This window comes from Wolbachia endosymbiont of Tetranychus urticae (genome assembly GCF_046529255.1).
Classification (GTDB): domain Bacteria; phylum Pseudomonadota; class Alphaproteobacteria; order Rickettsiales; family Anaplasmataceae; genus Wolbachia.
The window spans coordinates 655,309-673,580 of record NZ_CP114181.1 but is presented as its reverse complement, the minus strand read 5'-3'; the positions used below and the strand labels follow the sequence as shown (position 1 = coordinate 673,580).

At 33.8% G+C, this 18,272-nt stretch carries 10 protein-coding genes, 1 tRNA gene and 8 pseudogenes; 7 read left to right on the top strand and 12 right to left on the bottom strand.

Annotated features, from left to right (window positions below; translation table 11 throughout):
* Positions 1-636 precede the first annotated feature (636 nt).
* The 7 genes and pseudogenes from O1Q06_RS03685 to O1Q06_RS03655 form a co-directional block, all read right to left on the bottom strand.
* A complete protein-coding gene (locus O1Q06_RS03685; protein WP_264336389.1) occupies positions 637-936 on the bottom strand; it encodes an ETC complex I subunit in 300 nt (99 codons plus the stop codon).
* Between the two features lie 23 nt (positions 937-959).
* Positions 960-1,961, bottom strand: a pseudogene (locus tag O1Q06_RS03680) (IS630-like element ISWpi10 family transposase).
* 226 nt (positions 1,962-2,187) lie between these two features.
* A pseudogene (locus tag O1Q06_RS03675) lies at positions 2,188-2,679 on the bottom strand (IS630 family transposase); the annotation flags it as partial.
* 376 nt (positions 2,680-3,055) lie between these two features.
* Positions 3,056-3,646, bottom strand: a complete 591-nt coding sequence (locus tag O1Q06_RS03670) for a COQ9 family protein (RefSeq protein WP_410543031.1) — start codon at positions 3,644-3,646, stop codon at positions 3,056-3,058.
* Between the two features lie 18 nt (positions 3,647-3,664).
* The gene (murD, locus tag O1Q06_RS03665; protein WP_410543030.1) at positions 3,665-5,197 is read right to left on the bottom strand and encodes a UDP-N-acetylmuramoyl-L-alanine--D-glutamate ligase; all 1,533 of its coding nucleotides are present in this window, start codon (positions 5,195-5,197) and stop codon (positions 3,665-3,667) included.
* A gap of 150 nt (positions 5,198-5,347) precedes the next feature.
* Positions 5,348-6,058, bottom strand: a complete 711-nt coding sequence (locus O1Q06_RS03660; protein WP_410543149.1) for a triosephosphate isomerase — start codon at positions 6,056-6,058, stop codon at positions 5,348-5,350.
* Between the two features lie 24 nt (positions 6,059-6,082).
* Positions 6,083-6,155, bottom strand: a tRNA-Thr gene (locus O1Q06_RS03655).
* A 152-nt stretch (positions 6,156-6,307) separates the two neighbouring features.
* Between O1Q06_RS03655 and O1Q06_RS03650 the strand changes: the two are divergent.
* From O1Q06_RS03650 to guaB, 4 genes and pseudogenes are all read left to right on the top strand, one after another.
* Positions 6,308-6,940, top strand: a pseudogene (locus O1Q06_RS03650) (IS630 family transposase); the annotation flags it as partial.
* A gap of 81 nt (positions 6,941-7,021) precedes the next feature.
* Positions 7,022-7,889, top strand: a pseudogene (locus O1Q06_RS03645) (IS982 family transposase).
* An 83-nt stretch (positions 7,890-7,972) separates the two neighbouring features.
* Entirely contained in the window at positions 7,973-8,767 is a 795-nt protein-coding gene (gene rsmA / locus O1Q06_RS03640) for a 16S rRNA (adenine(1518)-N(6)/adenine(1519)-N(6))-dimethyltransferase RsmA (RefSeq protein WP_410543148.1), read from the top strand.
* Between the two features lie 122 nt (positions 8,768-8,889).
* Positions 8,890-10,377 (top strand): IMP dehydrogenase, encoded by a 1,488-nt coding sequence (guaB, locus tag O1Q06_RS03635; protein ID WP_012481851.1) that lies wholly within the window; start codon positions 8,890-8,892, stop codon positions 10,375-10,377.
* 272 nt (positions 10,378-10,649) lie between these two features.
* On the opposite strand, the gene rho is transcribed toward guaB, so the two are convergent.
* From rho to O1Q06_RS03620, 3 genes and pseudogenes are all read right to left on the bottom strand, one after another.
* Positions 10,650-12,056, bottom strand: coding sequence for a transcription termination factor Rho (gene rho / locus O1Q06_RS03630; RefSeq protein ID WP_007301965.1), 1,407 nt, complete (start codon positions 12,054-12,056; stop codon positions 10,650-10,652).
* Between the two features lie 194 nt (positions 12,057-12,250).
* Positions 12,251-12,856 (bottom strand): cell cycle transcriptional regulator TrcR, encoded by a 606-nt coding sequence (locus tag O1Q06_RS03625; RefSeq protein ID WP_007301964.1) that lies wholly within the window; start codon positions 12,854-12,856, stop codon positions 12,251-12,253.
* Between the two features lie 103 nt (positions 12,857-12,959).
* Positions 12,960-13,215: pseudogene (locus tag O1Q06_RS03620) on the bottom strand (hypothetical protein); the annotation flags it as partial.
* A 137-nt stretch (positions 13,216-13,352) separates the two neighbouring features.
* Here O1Q06_RS03620 and O1Q06_RS03615 point away from each other — a divergent pair.
* Positions 13,353-14,310 (top strand): annotated as a pseudogene (locus tag O1Q06_RS03615) (IS630 family transposase); the annotation flags it as partial.
* A 21-nt stretch (positions 14,311-14,331) separates the two neighbouring features.
* Here O1Q06_RS03615 and O1Q06_RS03610 read toward each other — a convergent pair.
* Positions 14,332-15,200 (bottom strand): annotated as a pseudogene (locus O1Q06_RS03610) (IS982 family transposase).
* A gap of 151 nt (positions 15,201-15,351) precedes the next feature.
* A pseudogene (locus O1Q06_RS03605) lies at positions 15,352-15,819 on the bottom strand (IS5 family transposase); the annotation flags it as partial.
* Positions 15,820-16,008: 189 nt separating this feature from the next.
* Between O1Q06_RS03605 and O1Q06_RS03600 the strand changes: the two are divergent.
* On the top strand, positions 16,009-17,808 hold the full coding sequence (locus O1Q06_RS03600) for a SurA N-terminal domain-containing protein (protein WP_410543029.1): 1,800 nt from the start codon (positions 16,009-16,011) through the stop codon (positions 17,806-17,808).
* 141 nt (positions 17,809-17,949) lie between these two features.
* Complete coding sequence (rpsP, locus tag O1Q06_RS03595) at positions 17,950-18,240, top strand: 30S ribosomal protein S16 (protein ID WP_410543028.1); 291 nt, start codon at positions 17,950-17,952, stop codon at positions 18,238-18,240.
* Positions 18,241-18,272 lie beyond the last annotated feature (32 nt).

Here is an 18,272-nt window from a genome sequence, read left to right as displayed (position 1 = left end):
GATGTCAGTGACAAGGCCAAATGTTGCACAAGGGAAGATAACAATTATTAATGCAATAAAATATATAATGAGGGAGTGGTAACCTTTAATATAGTTATGCAAGAGGCCTAATTTGAAATATTAACATGAAAAATTGCTTGCGCATATTTCAAATCTGATTCTAATTACAGTTAGAGATATTTTAAGAGCTCAAAATCTATCTTTGTCTGCAGACTTTTTCTATTAAACAATCAAACTCATTAATGTAGTGTGTCTTCTTCAGTGTATACACGTATACTTAATCTCTGTCGTATGTCCACTGCATTTTTTCTAATCTTTTTTACACAGGAGGATTTTATGTCCAGAATTCCAGATATTTGACTTTTACTTTAGCTAAAAACCAATAGGCGCCTATTGTTTAACGCTAATTAAAATAAAAATTTTTCTAATATATAGAAGAATCACTGTTTACTGAAAATGGGATACGATTGCCAAGAAAGCTGCGAATGTCAAAGAATTTTAGGTAAACATTATTTGCTTGACGTATGAGCGTGCTCTCCTTACTGCAAGAACTCTTTAATATATGCTTAACCACTTAAGTCCTTTCAAGATATGTTCTTAGATTTAAGCTTTTAGGTAAACATACTACAATAAAATTTACTTTAGTATAAAATTATTTGCATAAGATTTTGGCAGTCTTTTAACATCTTTTGGCATTTCAATTGTGTACTTTGTGTTGTGTTTCTTTGCGTAAGATATTGCTTTTTCAAGAGAATCAAACTTTAATACAATCTGTTTTTGGGGATCTTTTGAGCCAACCCATCCCATCAAAGGTTCAATATAGTAAGAACAAGGCTCAATTTTTAGGTACCAGAATTTTGTATTACCTAAGCCAGATTGTGTTGCAGTTTTTGTTGGCTTATAAATCTTAAAAACTACTTGATCGTCAATACTCATAGTTCTTATACCAAATTACATTACTAATCGAACAAATAAGAAACATTACAAACTCGTTTAATAGTAGCACTGGAAATACTGACAATAAAATTACACAGAACATCTTCAAGTAAGCCTATGGTATCGTAGACTCTGTTGCGTAAAGTATTGTGTTTGATATATTGCCACAACCTCTCAACAGGATTCAGTTCTGGTGAATAAGGAGGCAAGTATATAATGGTAATGTTTTTCTGAATTTTCAAACTTTTTGATCTATGCCAGCCTGCACAATCCATTACAAGAAAGGCTTTTTTCGTGCCTAAATCTTTCGACATCTGCTCCAGAAATATATTCATACAATCAGTGTTTACATATGGAGCAAGTAGGCTAATTTTCTTACCACTTCTTGGATTTACCGCACTGTAGATATAGAAATTTTGTCTACCAATTTTCATTTAACCTGCGTTCTGACCCCTTTTTTAAACCATCCGTGTCCGATTTTTGAATGAGTTCCAAATCGTGATTCATCAAAAAAATACCTCCTTTTCAGGGTGGGAATTGACTATTTTATTGAAGTATTTTTTAAACTCTTCTTGCTTGTTTTTATCTTGTTTATGGTGAATTGGCCTCGGTGTTATATAAGAAAACTTCATCCTTTGTATCTCACGATGCACTGTTGATTTGCTAATGTTTAGGCCAAATTCCTCTGAGATTTTTATTTGCACTTCCTTAATAGTAATATTTGGATTTCTTTCTACCCATATTTCAATTTGCTCACGTTGATTTTTGTTTAATTTGCTTTTTCTTCGCCGCTGAGAAGGGGAAAATAATTTTTCTACTCTACCAAATTTTAGATGCTTTATCCATTCAGTCAAAGCAGTCCTTGAAATTTTACATATTCTTGCCACAGCGCTTATACTACTTTCTTTTCCTGCTATCACCGCTTGTAACTTTTTTGAAACATATGCGTTATTTCTGACCTTTTTTAACATTTCTTTCGCCAAATTTACAACTTTTTCGTCTAACAGTTTTGACCTTAATGCCATTTATACCTCTCTATTTTATCTACTCTAGTATCACTTCTTTCCCATTATTGTCTATCTGTTCTTTACATAGTGGGAATTGGTATAACATGCAGAAGACTTACATCATGTTTTTTGAAAATTTTGTGTATAGTAGCCAATGACAAGGATAAATCATATAGACGTCTTAACTCGGTTTGAATACGCCTTGCCCCTAGCTTTCTAGTTTGTCTTATACCAATTCTCATTATTAATGAACCAAATAAGAAGCATAGCAGAGTTGTTTAACCGTGGAAGGGGAAAGAGAGGTAATAAATTTACACAAAGCGCATTCAAGCAGAACAATTGTATCGTAGATTTTATTGCGTAAAATGTTCTGTTTTATATATAACCAAAACCTCTCAACAGGATTGAGTTCAGGTGAGTATGGTGGTAGGTATATAATTTCGATATTTTTAGGTGCCTTTAAATTTTTTGACTTATGCCAACTAGCGCAATCCATCAAGAGAAAAGCCTTTCGTATTCCTAAATATTACGACATCTGTTCAAGGAATATATTTATACAATCAGTGTTGACGTTTGGTGCAAATAAGCTAAAATTCTCTCCATTTCTGGGATTAACTGTACTATAGAGATAAAAATTTTCCCTACCTAATTTTACCTTAACCTGTGTCCTACTGCCTTTTTTAAACCACCCATGTCCAACTTTCGAATGTGTACCAAACCGTGATTCATCGAAGAAAAATAGCTCTTTGTATAGTTTTATCTAACTCAGACGTAGTTTAACCCTAGATTAACTAATTTTATCCTTTGCAATTGTAATAAGGTCTGTAAACTACTGCAAATCCAAATTTCTATTTGATCTTACATTCTTATTGTAATAACCTCTATGGATCACACAGCATTAGTCGTGTATCTGGACAGATACTTTTGTACATAGATCAGCTTTATGTGTATCAATTCTGTCTACTTCAAGTTTCCAGCAAAACTACTTTCTAATGTGTTGCTTTCAATCAAGTTCTTTGTTAAGCTCACTGTTAGTGGATGTTCAATTATCTTAACATAAAAATCAAGGCAGCTTTAGGTATAAATACGAGTAACTCGTATAAGTAAAGAGGCTATAAGAAGTTTCTTACCATTCTATTCAAATGGGTTTTAAACTTTTGAAATGTCATGACATTGTTGATACGTTTGTCAAGAAACGACAGGGTATCTGCAAAATCTTCTGAATAATCATTGATAAAAAAAAGTATCGTACTTAAGTACACTCCAGCTAATATTGCTCTTTTTGTATAGTAGTTAAAATCTGTTGATTGATCATGAATGCCATACCAAATCGCGCTAACAGTTCTGTACAAGAGTTTACTAGAAAAATATGTATTTTGGGGTAATATAGAGAATGATAAAACATTTTTTAAAAACTCTCTGTAATTTTGTAACTTAGCATAGTTTGAAAGGCGTATTTGGACAGCTAACTTTATCCGCTCTCTTACCTTCATATCTTCTAAATTGGAATTCCAAAGTTCAGTTTCCATTGAGCTATTTAAGTCCTCTGCTATGTACTCCAAAGCACTATATATTCCATTTTGAAATTTACAAAAACTATTGGCTAGGTTAAGGTTCGTGCACGCTTTCAATAAGGTTGCATCACTTATTCCTTCAAATGGAATAACCTTAATCAGCTCATCTACTATTAACTTTTGTTCCATACAATATTATACTAAACATCACATATAATTATACCTGAGATTTTCAAACATTCTGCAAAATGCTTCACCGCGCTCTTCAAAATTTTTCCACTGATCAAAAGAAGAACATGCAGGAGAAAGTAATATCGCTACTTCTTCTTTGCTATTTATGGCCTCTTCAAAAGCCAGTTTAAATGCGTTTTCTAGATTATAGCACTTCATATAATCTATTTTGTTCTCCATAATGTTTGCAAAAACTTCAGTTGATTCTCCAATAAGAAAAGCTTTTCTAATCTTGGTGAAATGCTTACTTAATGATTCTATTCCGCCTTTTTTGCTTTTTCCGCCAACAATCCAATATATGTTTTTATAAGATAAAATTGCCTTTTCGGTCGATTCTGCATTGGTTGCTTTGCTATCGTTGATAAAAAGTACATTATGTATTTTGCCAAGAAATTCATTTCTGTGTCTTAGCCCTGGAAAGGATTTGATTTCATTGACAATAGTGCTGCTATCTACTCCAAGTAACTTGCACACAGCGTGTGCAGCTACTATATTTTCTACATTGGATACTAGGTTTACTTTCATATCACTCATTGATAAGTTGTGATTCTCTAGTTTTAGCGAGATATCCTGGATCTCAGCACTCCTTTTGTCATCCAAGTAGCTGACACTGGGATCCAGATAATTTCGATCTATAACAGTAATCTGTTCACTATAATCAAGCAAATTGTTATCTGCCAATGATATTAGATCTCTTGCACTACCCTCTGTCATCTGAGTAGTTGGCAATGGTTTTTCTTTTCTGGTCACGCGCTGGAATGACACCAGGGAATATGTTACTGAAATTGGAATTTTGTTCCCAGTGAATTTATTGAATACATCAGCGGTAATTTTGTTATCATATCCTATCACGGCAATCTTGCTACTGTTTATCAGTTTTAATTTAGTTGCTATGTAGTTATTCATACTTCCATGTCTATCTATGTGGTCTGGTGTGATGTTGAGCAATACAGAAATGTCTACATTAATTTTATTTATTAGCTCCAATTGAAAAGAGGAGAATTCAATTACATAAATTTCTGCATCTCTTTCTAAATCCAAAATAGGCACACCTAAATTCCCGCCAATAGCTACTTTTTTCCCTGTGGATTTTAATATGTGCCCTATTAGTGACGTGGTGGTTGATTTGCCATTTGTTCCAGTGATGCCTACAACCTTCTGGCTTGTAGTTTTAGTTTCAAGAAATAGCTCAATGTCTGATTTTATTTTGCAGTCAAAGCTTCTTGCAAGTTTTACTACCCAATGCGCTGGTATTGGCACTCCAGGGCTCAAAATTAGTGTGCTTATCTCATGCCAATTATACTCATTGGGATGAGTAAAGTTACACTCTTTATATATCTTTTTTGCATTTGCTATTTGCTCTTTATTATCATCCCATGCATATATTTTTGCACTGCTTTTTGTTAGAGCATTAATAACGGACAAACCAGTTTTACCAAGGCCGAAAACCGCAACACTTTGATTTTTGTATTTGTTTAGTTGCACTTCTAGATAACTTATGCGAACCATTTTATAAAGATATAATACAAATTATAATGACTTCTTCCATAGTTTTTGGCAGTGCTTAACTTTATTGTCACAACCTTAGCCAATAGAAAACTCCTTGACACATTTTGCCAACTCCCTTGCCATGACAATAAGAGTATTTATCCTTTAGAATTAATTAAGAGAAAGTTTTTTCTCGACTTGTTGTATAATTTGATAAAAGTGATCAAAATCTAAGCTTGCACTACCAATTAAAACTCCCAATAGATTTGGAATACTGAGCAAGTTTCCTATATTTTCTGAGCTGACTGAGCCACCATATATAATGTGTTTTTTACCAGTACACAATTTTATTATCTCTATCACCTCAGCAATTGCGTCATTATTTGGCACATTTCCTGTTCCTATTGCCCATATCGGTTCGTATGCTATGGTATATTCACCTTGTGTTGGCAAACGGTTTTTGCATTGATATTCTATTACTTCTTTTGTTTTTTTATTTTTATAATCTTCTGAGTTTTCACCTACACAGATGATTGGGTGTAATCCTGATTCTATTGCTGTTTTCGATTTAAGTTTTATTTCACTATCTTTTTCATGAGCCCTTTCAGAATGTCCAAGTATTACGTAACTACATCCTAGTTCCTTCAACATTACTGCACTAATTTCACCTGTGTAAGAACCGAACTCTTTATGATGGCAATTCTGTCCTCCTATTTTAATATTATTGTTCAACTCTATACTGCTTGGAAATGATGTAAAAGGAGGGCAAATTACTAATTTAGAGGTAATTTCGCTGCTCTTGTTGTTAAGTTTGCCTATAAAGTTAACAAATGAAGAACGTGTTCCATTCATTTTCCAATTTGCTACTATTAAGAAGGACATCAACTTTACTTGTATGGATAAGAGTGCCGGCTGTCGGACTTGAACTGACAACCTACTGATTACAAGTCAGTTGCTCTACCAATTGAGCTAAGCCGGCATTAAATACACTGACAATATACAATTATTGATGAATTTTCGTCAACTAATTTTTAAAATACTGCATACTAATACCAATTCCCGCTATACAAGCAACGAATAGAAAATAATGGAAAAAAGCCATACTGAAGTAAGTAAAATAGCGAGGTTTAGATGGCATTAAGATCAAAATTATTGGATGAAAAAGTGGTGAAATCAGCAAAAGAGATGCTGAAGAGAGTAAGAAATAATGCGTATGTTGCAAAAAAACTAAATGCTGTAATTGCAGCAAAAAAGCACAGTATAACAGCTGTAGCAAAAATATGTTGCATTTCGAGAAAGGCAATTACTACATGGATAAAGCACATAAAATTTGGAAGAGAAGAAAAATTATTTGCTCCACCTCAACGCCGTAGAAAAACTATATTGAACCAAAGTCAACTTGAACGAATTGAGTTGTGGATAGAGGAAAACCCCAATATTACTATTAGAGAAATGAGAATAAGAATCCAAGAAAGATTTGGTTTGAATATCAGCAAATCCGCAATACATCGTAATATGCAAAGAATGAAATTCTCATATATCACACCAAGACCAGTTCATAGTGGACAAGATAAAAACAAGCAAGAGGAGTTTAAAAAAAACCTCAATGAAACTATTGTCATGCATTCTGAAAAAGAGCTATTTTTCTTCGATGAATCACGGTTTGGTACACATTCAAAAGTTGGACATGGGTGGTTTAAAAAAGGCAGTAGGACACAGGTTAAGGTAAAATTAGGTAGGGAAAATTTTTATCTCTATAACGCTAATTCTGGATTAAAAAGAGAATAGAAAAGTCAGGAGAGTAGGGTAAACTCAACAAATAGAAAAAAATAGATGAGGTTACCCATGGAAGATATAACAAAACTGTTTTGTCTGGTCGATGATTTTTGCAGAGATATAGAGAAAAATTTTGCAGATAAACTACTGCCAAACGGTAAAAACCCACAAGAGTGCCAGAAATTACACATTCGGAAATTATCACAATAATCCTCCTGTATCAGCAATCTCCCTGTGAAAATTTTAAGGCTTTCTACCTGCATTACCTAACATTGCTCTACAAACAGAGTTTTCGAAGTTGCCTTCATACACTAGGTTTGTTGCTCTAAAGCCCAGGGTTTTGTGGCATTTAGCCATGCTATTACAGTGCCTTTGCGGATGGTCAGAACTTACTGGAATCTCATACATAGATACAACTCCTATTGCAGTTTGCCATGCAAAAAGAATATCAAGAAATAAGGTTTTTGCTGGAATTGCAAAATTAAGCAAGAGTACATATGGCTGGTTTTTCGGCTTTAAACTACATTTGATAATTAACGAGAAAGGTGAAATTCAAGCTTTTACGCTTACAAGAGGTAATGTTGACGATAGAGAGCCTGTAGCAAACCTAACTAAGAAATTAACCGGTCTTTTGTTTGGTGATAAAGGCTATATTAAAAAAGAGCTTTTCCAAGAGTTGTTTAACCGCGGTTTGAAACTTGTTACCAAGGTGAAAAAGGGGATGAAAAACGCATTAATTTCACTACATGAAAAGATTTTGCTGAGAAAAAGGTCGATCATTGAGACGATTTTTGGCTACCTCAAAAATAGACTTGAAATTGAACATACTCGCCATAGATCTCCCGTTAATTTCTTGGTTCACATCTTTTCTACTCTCATTTCCTATTCCTTGAAATCCAAAAAGCCTTCCATTTCCTATACTTTCTTCCTTCCTTAATCCAGAATTAGCGTTTCCACGGTTAAACAACTCTGCTATGCTTCTTATTTGGTTCATTAATAATGAGAATTGGTAAAGATCATATGAAAAAATTTTCACTGAAGCCAAAAAAGAGTCTAGGGCAAAATTTTATTTTATCGAATGAGATAACAAAAAGAATAGTTGCCTTAGCTGGTAGCCTGAAAGATTTTAATGTTATTGAAATTGGTCCTGGGTATGGTGCGTTAACAAGAGAAATATTGGCGTATAATCCAAAGTTTCTACTTTCTATAGAAAAAGATAGTAGTTTAGTGAAACATCACGAACAATTGCTAAATGAGCATCAGGGAAAATATAGAATTATAGAAGCAGATGCACTTAATGTTGTAGAAAAAGAGCTGGTAGAATGTCCAGTCAAAGTCATTGCTAACTTGCCTTACAATATCTCAGTAGCGTTATTTTTAAAGTGGTTAAATAATATAAAATTTTTTACGAATTTGACGTTAATGTTCCAAAAGGAGGTAGCAGAGCGTATTACAGCAGAACCTAATTCTAAAGATTATGGTTCCCTATCAGTGCTAAGCCAGTTACTATGCAACATAAAAAAGGAATTTGATATTGAACCTAAGGAATTTTTTCCAAGACCAAAAGTATATTCTTCAGTAATTACAGTAAAACCTTTACCCACTCCAAGATTCGCAGTAAATTTAGAAACCTTAACAAAGCTAACACGTGCTGTGTTCGCTCAAAGAAGAAAGATGCTGAGAAATAGCTTGCAAAGTATAACTAGTGATGTCTCAACTATTCTTGAGAATACTAAACTGAGTGGAGACGAACGTCCAGAAAGCTTAACTATTGAGCAGTTCTGTTTGCTAGCAAATAATATAATTATGCGATAAATATATTAGGAGCTACATACCTCTTCTATCCTATTTTGATCTAAAATAGCTGGAGCCAGGCTAATTTTGTAAAAGCTCTATTGCAATTTCATTAATTGGCGTATAAGCTTTAAATAAAGCATATGAAAAAAATGGAAGCTTGTTATTCGTTTGACGATGTACTTCTCTTACCGGCCTATTCTGATGTATTGCCTCGTGATGCAGACACAAGAACTTATCTAACAAATAATATAGAACTAAATATCCCTCTCATATCCTCTGCAATGGACACTGTAACTGAATCAGGCTTTGCAATAGCTATTGCCCAACATGGTGGAATAGGTTGCATACATAAGAATTTATCAATAGATGAACAAGTGTTAGAAGTAAGAAGGGTGAAAAAATATGAAAGCTGGATCGTGTATAACCCAATTACAATTTCCCCAGATAAAACAGTTGCAGAAGCAGTTTCATTAATGAGAGAGTATAATTATTCCGGCATTCCTGTAGTTGATCAACGCAAGTTAGTGGGAATTTTAACTAATCGAGATGTGAGGTTTATTGAAGACCAGAACATGAATATAAAAGTTTCCGAGGTAATGACAAAAGATAAGTTAGTAACAGTTCGAGAGCAGGCAGTAAACAGCGCCTCAGCAATGAAATTGTTGCATGCAAATAGAATAGAGAAGCTTTTGGTTGTTGATGAAAATTCTTGTTGCATAGGTCTAATCACAGTTAAAGACATCGAAAAATACAATAGATATCCAAATTCATGTAAAGACAGTAAAGGTCGACTCAGAGTTGCCGCTGCAATTGGTACTGGTAAAAAAGATGGTATAGAAAGATGTGAAGCTTTGGTCGAAGAAGAAGTTGATGTGGTTATTGTAGATACCGCTCACGGTCATTCCGAGAACGTTATCAGCACTATTAAGGAAATAAAAAAGATGTATCCGAATACGCAATTAATCGGCGGAAATATTACAACAAAGGAGGCTGCTGAAGCGTTGATTGATGCTGGTGTTGATGCAGTGAAAGTTGGAATAGGGCCAGGATCAATTTGTACTACCAGAATAGTTACAGGCGTTGGTATGCCACAATTCTCTGCGATCAAGAATATTGCAGAGGTTTGTAAAACAAAAAACGTCAGACTAATTGCTGATGGTGGAATAAAATATTCGGGAGATGTTGCAAAAGCTATTGCAGCTGGTGCTGATACTGTGATGATAGGTTCAATCTTTGCTGGTACTGAGGAAAGCCCAGGTGAGATTATCATGTATAAGGGTAGAGCATATAAGGAATATCGAGGAATGGGATCTATTAGTGCAATGAAACGAGGGTCAGCTAGCCGTTATTTTCAAGATTCAAAACTTGATTTAGTCCCACAAGGAGTAGAAGCAAGAGTTCCTTTTAAAGGTCCAGCTTCAGGAGTGATCTGTCAGTTAATTGGTGGGTTGCAAGCTGCAATGGGTTACACTGGCAACCGTAATATAGAAGAGATGAAAAAAAACTGCAAATTTGTCACTATTACTTCATCAGGGTTAAGAGAAAGTCATGCTCATGATATAATCATTACACAGGAAGCTCCAAATTACGCTTACCAAGCATCTAATTTATCATCTGATTCAGAGTAAATACAATCCCCTTTTGAGTGGGTCATTTCAACACTGGTACACAATTGTATAAACATATTAATATTAAGAGTCAAAAAGATGTCATCTAAGTGCCTGACACTGGAAAATCGATTGTAAATAAACTGACTACATAAAATTTTTGATCAAAATCAGTGCTATAAGTTGGAATAGCAACTTAAGGTAGATTGCCAGCTTAATATATTTTGATAAATCCAAATTATTTTAGCTATAAGAGAGCTTTGCTTTTTTGCTCCATCAGAATTGGCTTACTTTTAGTGATTCATGGAGTTAAAAAAGTCCGCATTGCTCTTTGTTAAAAGTAATTTGTCACGTAAAAACTCCATTGCTTCAACAGATCCCATAGGGTTAAGTATCCTACGCAATACCCATATTTTATTTAGTATGGCCTTATCAACTAATAGCTCTTCCTTCCTTGTTCCGGATTTTGTAATATCAATAGCAGGGAATATACGTTTATCAGCAAGTTTTCTATCTAGTATAATTTCAGCATTACCTGTGCCTTTAAACTCTTCAAAAATAACATCATCCATTTTTGAACCAGTTTCTATAAGGGCTGTAGCGATGATTGTCAAAGAACCACCATTTTCAATATTACGAGCTGCTCCAAAAAAGCGTTTTGGTCTTTGCAGCGCATTTGAATCTACACCGCCGGTTAGAACCTTTCCAGACGAAGGAATGACTGCATTATAAGCACGTGCAAGACGAGTTATAGAATCAAGCAAAATCACTACATCTTTTTTGTGTTCAACCATTCTTTTAGCTTTTTCTATTACTATTTCAGCAAGTTGGACATGACGGTAGGCAGGTTCATCAAATGTAGAGCTTACCACTTCACCCTTTACAGAGCGTATCATATCTGTCACCTCTTCGGGTCTTTCATCTATAAGTAATACTATTAGTTCTATTTCAGGATGATTTGTAGCTATAGAGTGAGCCATTTGCTGAAGCAATATCGTTTTTCCTGTACGAGGTGGAGCAACTATCAATGCTCTTTGTCCTTTTCCAAGAGGTGTAACTATATCTACAGCACGCATGTTTATATCTTTTTTATTATCTCCGCTACTGTTGTTTTCAAGGATGAGGCTTTTTTCAGGATAAAGCGGAAGCAAATTATCAAAATGGACGTACTTTCTTAATTCACTGATTTCAGTAGAGTTTATACTTTGAACCTTAGTTAAAGTAAAATATCTTTCTTTATCACCAGGTGGCCTTATTTCTCCACATGCCATATCTCCTGTACGTAAATTAAACTTCTTTATTTGGCCATTGGAAATATAAACATCATCGGTACTTGGAGCATAATTTGCACTTGATGAACGTAAGAAACCAAAACCATCAGGCAATATTTCCACTACTCCACTTCCTGTGGTTATGCCTCCTTCTTCACTCATTTTCTTCATTAAACTGAATATCATTTCCTGTTTTAGCATCCTGCCATTGCCTTTACCGCTAGTTGAAATTTTTCTTTCTTCAGCTAGCTCTAACAATTCTTCTGCTGTTTTCTCTTTCAATTCGCTCAGGTCCAATGTTTTCTTGTTTTTTTCAGCACCTTCACTGGTCATTTGTTTTACTGCGTCAGCATTATGAATTTGTTCGCTTTTTTCAGGTTGACCTACAACCCCTCCTTTTGCTAAGACATCTTCATTGATTGTTGTCATAATCCTCCAAAAATTTTAATTGATGCTTACTAACCTAAAATGTGAATATAAAACAATAAATTAGGCTGAGCTAGTTTTTAGTGCGTATTTAGACTTAATTATTATTAAACTAGATACTTTGCTTGCATTATACTGATAAAAACTAACAAGTCAAGTCAATTTAATATTAACAAAGTACAAGAATTTGAGAATCATCAATAGCTATTATTTATATTTTTTAATCTTTGTTTCTTCTCTTCTTCTACTTTCGCTTTTTCTACTTCCGCTTCTAAATTTTCCTGGCTACATAAACCAAGTAGTACAGGATCTTGAGGTTTGATATTGAGTATGTTATGATGAGATCTATCTCTTACCTGCTCAACTGTGTAATTTGTTGTACCAACTAGCTTAGCTATTACATTATTGTTCAAGATAGGAAATTTTTTTACCAAATAATAAATCGCATTAGGTTTATCTCTACGCCTTGCTGTGGAAGCAAAGGCAAGAAAGCTAATCGTCTTTGCCCTTTTTTTCATATTTTTTATAATCAAATTTGGTACACGATTTGGATTTTTTTTGCAATTATCGATTTCTTTTTCAGTAATTATTTCAGAAATAATAGGGTCATACTTTTCAACTTCTATTTCCTCATCAGCTATGTCTTGTACTTTTTCAAGGGATAACTTGCAACATTGTGCTATTTGATCAAAAGTTAAGCTAGTGTTATCAACCAACCAAGCAGCTACTTGCATGAGAAATTGTTCATTTCTATCTTTATTGTCTTTAGAAGATTCCATTGACATCGAAAAAACATCTCCCATTTTAATATTCCTCTGCTGTTATAGAAATAAAATATAAACCATTAAAACTAAAAAAGCATTAACTTTGTCATCCAATGGCTTTTTGGTTTATATTTCTTATCTCTTAGAACCTGTTCATAATCTTTTGAAGAGGAAAGAAGCAAAAGCAAACTTGTAGGCTAGTATTAAATTTACGCTCGCAATTTTTCCAAAGTCGCCTACATTTTTCCAACCAGGCAAAAGAAGATCTCTCAACAACCCATCTTTTTGGCAATACAGCAAAGGTGTGTAATTCGCTTCACCTCAACAGTTGCATCAATAGTTACTTTCATCTGTGTTGCAAAATTTTCTCCAGTGTAGCCTGCATCAACCAGTATGTTTTTAACTTCAGAGAGACTTTCTTTAGCATTTTTAACCATTGTCAAAGCACTACTAATACCAATTCCCGCTATACAAGCAACGAATAGAAAATAATGGAAAAAAGCCATACTGAAGTAAGTAAAATAGCGAGGTTTAGATGGCATTAAGATCAAAATTATTGGATGAAAAAGTGGTGAAATCAGCAAAAGAGATGCTGAAGAGAGTAAGAAATAATGCGTATGTTGCAAAAAAACTAAATGCTGTAATTGCAGCAAAAAAGCACAGTATAACAGCTGTAGCAAAAATATGTTGCATTTCGAGAAAGGCAATTACTACATGGATAAAGCACATAAAATTTGGAAGAGAAGAAAAATTATTTGCTCCACCTCAACGCCGTAGAAAAACTATATTGAACCAAAGTCAACTTGAACGAATTGAGTTGTGGATAGAGGAAAACCCCAATATTACTATTAGAGAAATGAGAATAAGAATCCAAGAAAGATTTGGTTTGAATATCAGCAAATCCGCAATACATCGTAATATGCAAAGAATGAAATTCTCATATATCACACCAAGACCAGTTCATAGTGGACAAGATAAAAACAAGCAAGAGGAGTTTTAAAAAAAACCTCAATGAAACTATTGTCATGCATTCTGAAAAAGAGCTATTTTTCTTCGATGAATCACGGTTTGGTACACATTCGAAAGTTGGACATGGGTGGTTTAAAAAAGGCAGTAGGACACAGGTTAAGGTAAAATTAGGTAGGGAAAATTTTTATCTCTATAGTACAGTTAATCCCAGAAATGGAGAGAATTTTAGCTTATTTGCACCAAACGTCAACACTGATTGTATAAATATATTCCTTGAACAGATGTCGTAATATTTAGGAATACGAAAGGCTTTTCTCTTGATGGATTGCGCTAGTTGGCATAAGTCAAAAAATTTAAAGGCACCTAAAAATATCGAAATTATATACCTACCACCATACTCACCTGAACTCAATCCTGTTGAGAGGTTTTGGTTATATATAAAACAGAACATTTTACGCAATAAAATCTACGATACAATTGTTCTGCTTGAATGCGCTTTGTGTAAATTTATTACCTCTCTTTCCCCTTCCAACGCTAATTCTGGATTAAGGAAGGAAGAAAGTATAGGAAATGGAAGGCTTTTTGGATTTCAAGGAATAGGAAATGAGAGTAGAAAAGATGTGAACCAAGAAATTAACGGGAGATCTATGGCGAGTATGTTCACTTTCAAGTCTATTTTTGAGGTAGCCAAAAATCGTCTCAATGATCGACCTTTTTCTCAGCAAAATCTTTTCATGTAGTGAAATTAATGTGTTTTTCATCCCCTTTTTCACCTTGGTAACAAGTTTCAAACCGCGGTTAAACAACTCTTGGAAAAGCTCTTTTTTAATATAGCCTTTATCACCAAACAAAAGACCGGTTAATTTCTTAGTTAGGTTTGCTACAGGCTCTCTATCGTCAACATTACCTCTTGTAAGCGTAAAAGCTTGAATTTCACCTTTCTCGTTAATTATCAAATGTAGTTTAAAGCCGAAAAACCAGCCATATGTACTCTTGCTTAATTTTGCAATTCCAGCAAAAACCTTATTTCTTGATATTCTTTTTGCATGGCAAACTGCAATAGGAGTTGTATCTATGTATGAGATTCCAGTAAGTTCTGACCATCCGCAAAGGCACTGTAATAGCATGGCTAAATGCCACAAAACCCTGGGCTTTAGAGCAACAAACCTAGTGTATGAAGGCAACTTCGAAAACTCTGATTTGTAGAGCAATGTTAGGTAATGCAGGTAGAAAGCCTTAAAATTTTCACAGGGAGATTGCTGATACAGGAGGATTATTGTGATAATTTCCGAGTGTGTAATTTCTGGCACTCTTGTGGGTTTTTACCGTTTGGCAGTAGTTTATCTGCAAAATTTTTCTCTATATCTCTGCAAAAATCATCGACCAGACAAAACAGTTTTGTTATATCTTCCATGGGTAACCTCATCTATTTTTTTCTATTTGTTGAGTTTACCCTACTCTCCTGACTTTTCTATTCTCTTTTTAATCCAGAATTAGCGTTTCCACGGTTAAACAACTCTGCTATGCTTCTTATTTGGTTCATTAATAATGAGAATTGGTATAAGATCGGTTATTTCTGCCGTTGTTATATGAATTGCGTGTGCCAAACCTTGTATATCAACTGCGATATGACGCTTTATTACTGAAATTTTCTTGCCAGCATCATAACCTTTTTTTCAGCAGTATCGGTATTTTTTACACTTTGGGCATCAATGATGCAGAAGCTTGTTTTGGTATTTCGACCACTGTTCTCTCCAACCAATTTTTTTAAAGACAATTTCTAGAACACTTTCTCTATCTTCATTCGTTTTTTTACTCCATTTCTTAAAGTAATCGTAACAATTTCGCCATCTTGGAAACTCTTTTGGAAGCATTCGCCATTGACAGCCACTTTTTAGTACATAAAGCACACCACAAAATAACTCATATAAACCTAATCTTCTTGGCTTTGTTTTCTTGCGCACGCTTTCTAAAATTAGTCTAATCTTTTCGAATTTTTCACAACTTATGTCACTTGGATATGTATTCCTCATACTTTAGCTCATGTCAACTATACCTCATCTTACCATATTCAGAGATCACTTACAGGCTCTTAGGTTAATATAAGCTTCCATTCAATTTAATACACTACAATATTACATATATTAGCTAATTTGTTAATAGATTTACAAATATTAAATTATTGCTATTCTAAATTTAAGTGTTAGTTAACTGAGTTTACAATGAGTATTAGAAATTTTTTTACCAAGGCAATCGTTCTCCTTTTAGTTTGCTTATTAATCTTTATGGGGATTGGCAATCTTTTATCAAATGATTATGAAAGGAAAGAATTAGCTAAAGTAGGAAAGGAAGTTATAACATCAGATGAATATAAATTACTATATCAAAATTATGAAAAGCAAATTTCTAGATCTGATGTAAGTAAAGAACAAGTAAAAAAGCTGAAATATGATTTACTTAACGCACTTATAGAGCAAAAACTATTGTTTAACCTAATTAGCGAACTTGGATTAAAAGTTGGAGAAGAATCTATCAAAAGCCATATAAAAAATACCAAGTACTTTCAGGACGATAAAGGAGAATTTGACCATAATAAATTCCATCAAACTCTAAATAGCCTGCATATAACAGAAAAGGAATATATAGAAAAACTAGAGAAAATCCTGCCTGCAATGATGTTCATGACTTCGTTATTTAAAGATAATTATCCGGTAACTTTTGGTGAGAGTGTTGATGAGCAGATATACAAAAATCGCTACCAAACTAGAGTAGTTGATATTGTTAAAATAACTGAAGATGCAATTACAGACGTTCCTGAACCAGATGATCAAGCCTTACTTGATTTGTATGAAAGAAATAAGTCCAATTTTTATTACCCTGAGTATCGAACTGCGCAATACATTTTTCTGGATCAAAAATATTTTGAAGATCAAATCAGAATTTCAGATGAAGAGGTTGATAGTATAATAGAACATCAGGAACTTAAAAATCAAAGAGACATATTCAATGTGATATTTCCTACCAAAGAAAAAGCTGAAATAGCAAGAAGAGCACTTGAAGAAAGTAAAGCAAGCTTTGAACAAATAATAGAAGAGTTTAATAAAGTGAAACTCGATGAAACCAGAGTAAATAATATAACTAAGGATTTCTTACCTGAAAATATGAGAGAAAAGGTATTTGCTCTCAAAACAGGTGAAGTAAGTGAAGTTTTAACAAGCAATTTTGGATGGCACGTAATAAAGGTAGAAAGCATACATCAAATCTCTGATGAAGACTTGGTTGATTTAAAAAAAGACATAAGGTCAGTTTTAACCAATCAAAAGTCTTTTGAAAAAGTCAATGATTTCATAAATCAAGTGAATTATAAGATATACAATGGTGCAACGATTGAAGAAATCTCCAATAATTACAATTTACCTATACAAACTATTGGTCCAGTAGATGCTAGTGGAAAAGACCAAAGTGGTAATGAAGTAGGAAATTCCAGTGATTTCATTTCTTTCATTTTTTCACGCGAGAAAGATCAGAAGAGTTATTTTAAGGGTGTTGGAGATACTGTTGTTGGTGTAAAAATCAGTGATATCGTTCCTCCTAAATTACAAAATTTTGAAGAAAGTAGGGAATCAGCCATAAAGCTTTGGCGTAGTGAATTTATAAAAGAAAGAATGTTTAAAATGGGACAAGAAGTAGTAGTTCAACTAAGAGAAAAGACAGATTTGGAAGAAATGCAAGGTATAAAATTGGTTAAAGGCCAGCAAATACAACGCAATGAACAAAACTACCCTTTTTCTTTCATAGAAGAGATTTTCAATATGAAAACAACTAATTCGGTAACAGATCCTATTCAATACAATAATGAAATTATGATAGGCGTTCTAAAACAAATGCATTCATCAAATGGTAAATTAAACATGCTTGACACCGGAAAACGTGTGATGATATCGCTAAAGGAACAGTTAATTAGCTATCTAAAATCAAAGTATAGAGTAGAAGTTAATCATGCTATGATTGATGATATATAAAAAAGTTTATTATCCTAGATCTTCCTTTTATGAGTGATGGGAGGGGGCTATATTGTATTTTTAGGTGAAAGAGGTACAATTAGTTTGACTTGAGCTGTTTATTGTATTTAAATTGTAATTAATATATGAATAAAGGTTGACATGGCAGTTAAAATAAGGTTAGCAAGGTTTGGGGCAAAGAAACGTCCTTTTTATAGGATAGTTGTAGCCGACTCACGAGCACCAAGAGATGGGCGCTTTATTGAGAGAATAGGACAATATGATCCAATGTTGCCAAAAGACAATAAAAGTCGTGTTGTGGTAAAAGCTGATAGATTAAAACATTGGCTAAGTGTAGGAGCGCAAGCAACTGAAAGGGTAATGTGGTTCATTAAAAAAGGCATAGTAGATTTAGAAACAGAATCGAAAAAAAATAGAAAAGAAAAAAGTTGAGAAAGTACAAGGGCAAGAAGCATAAGTCCTCT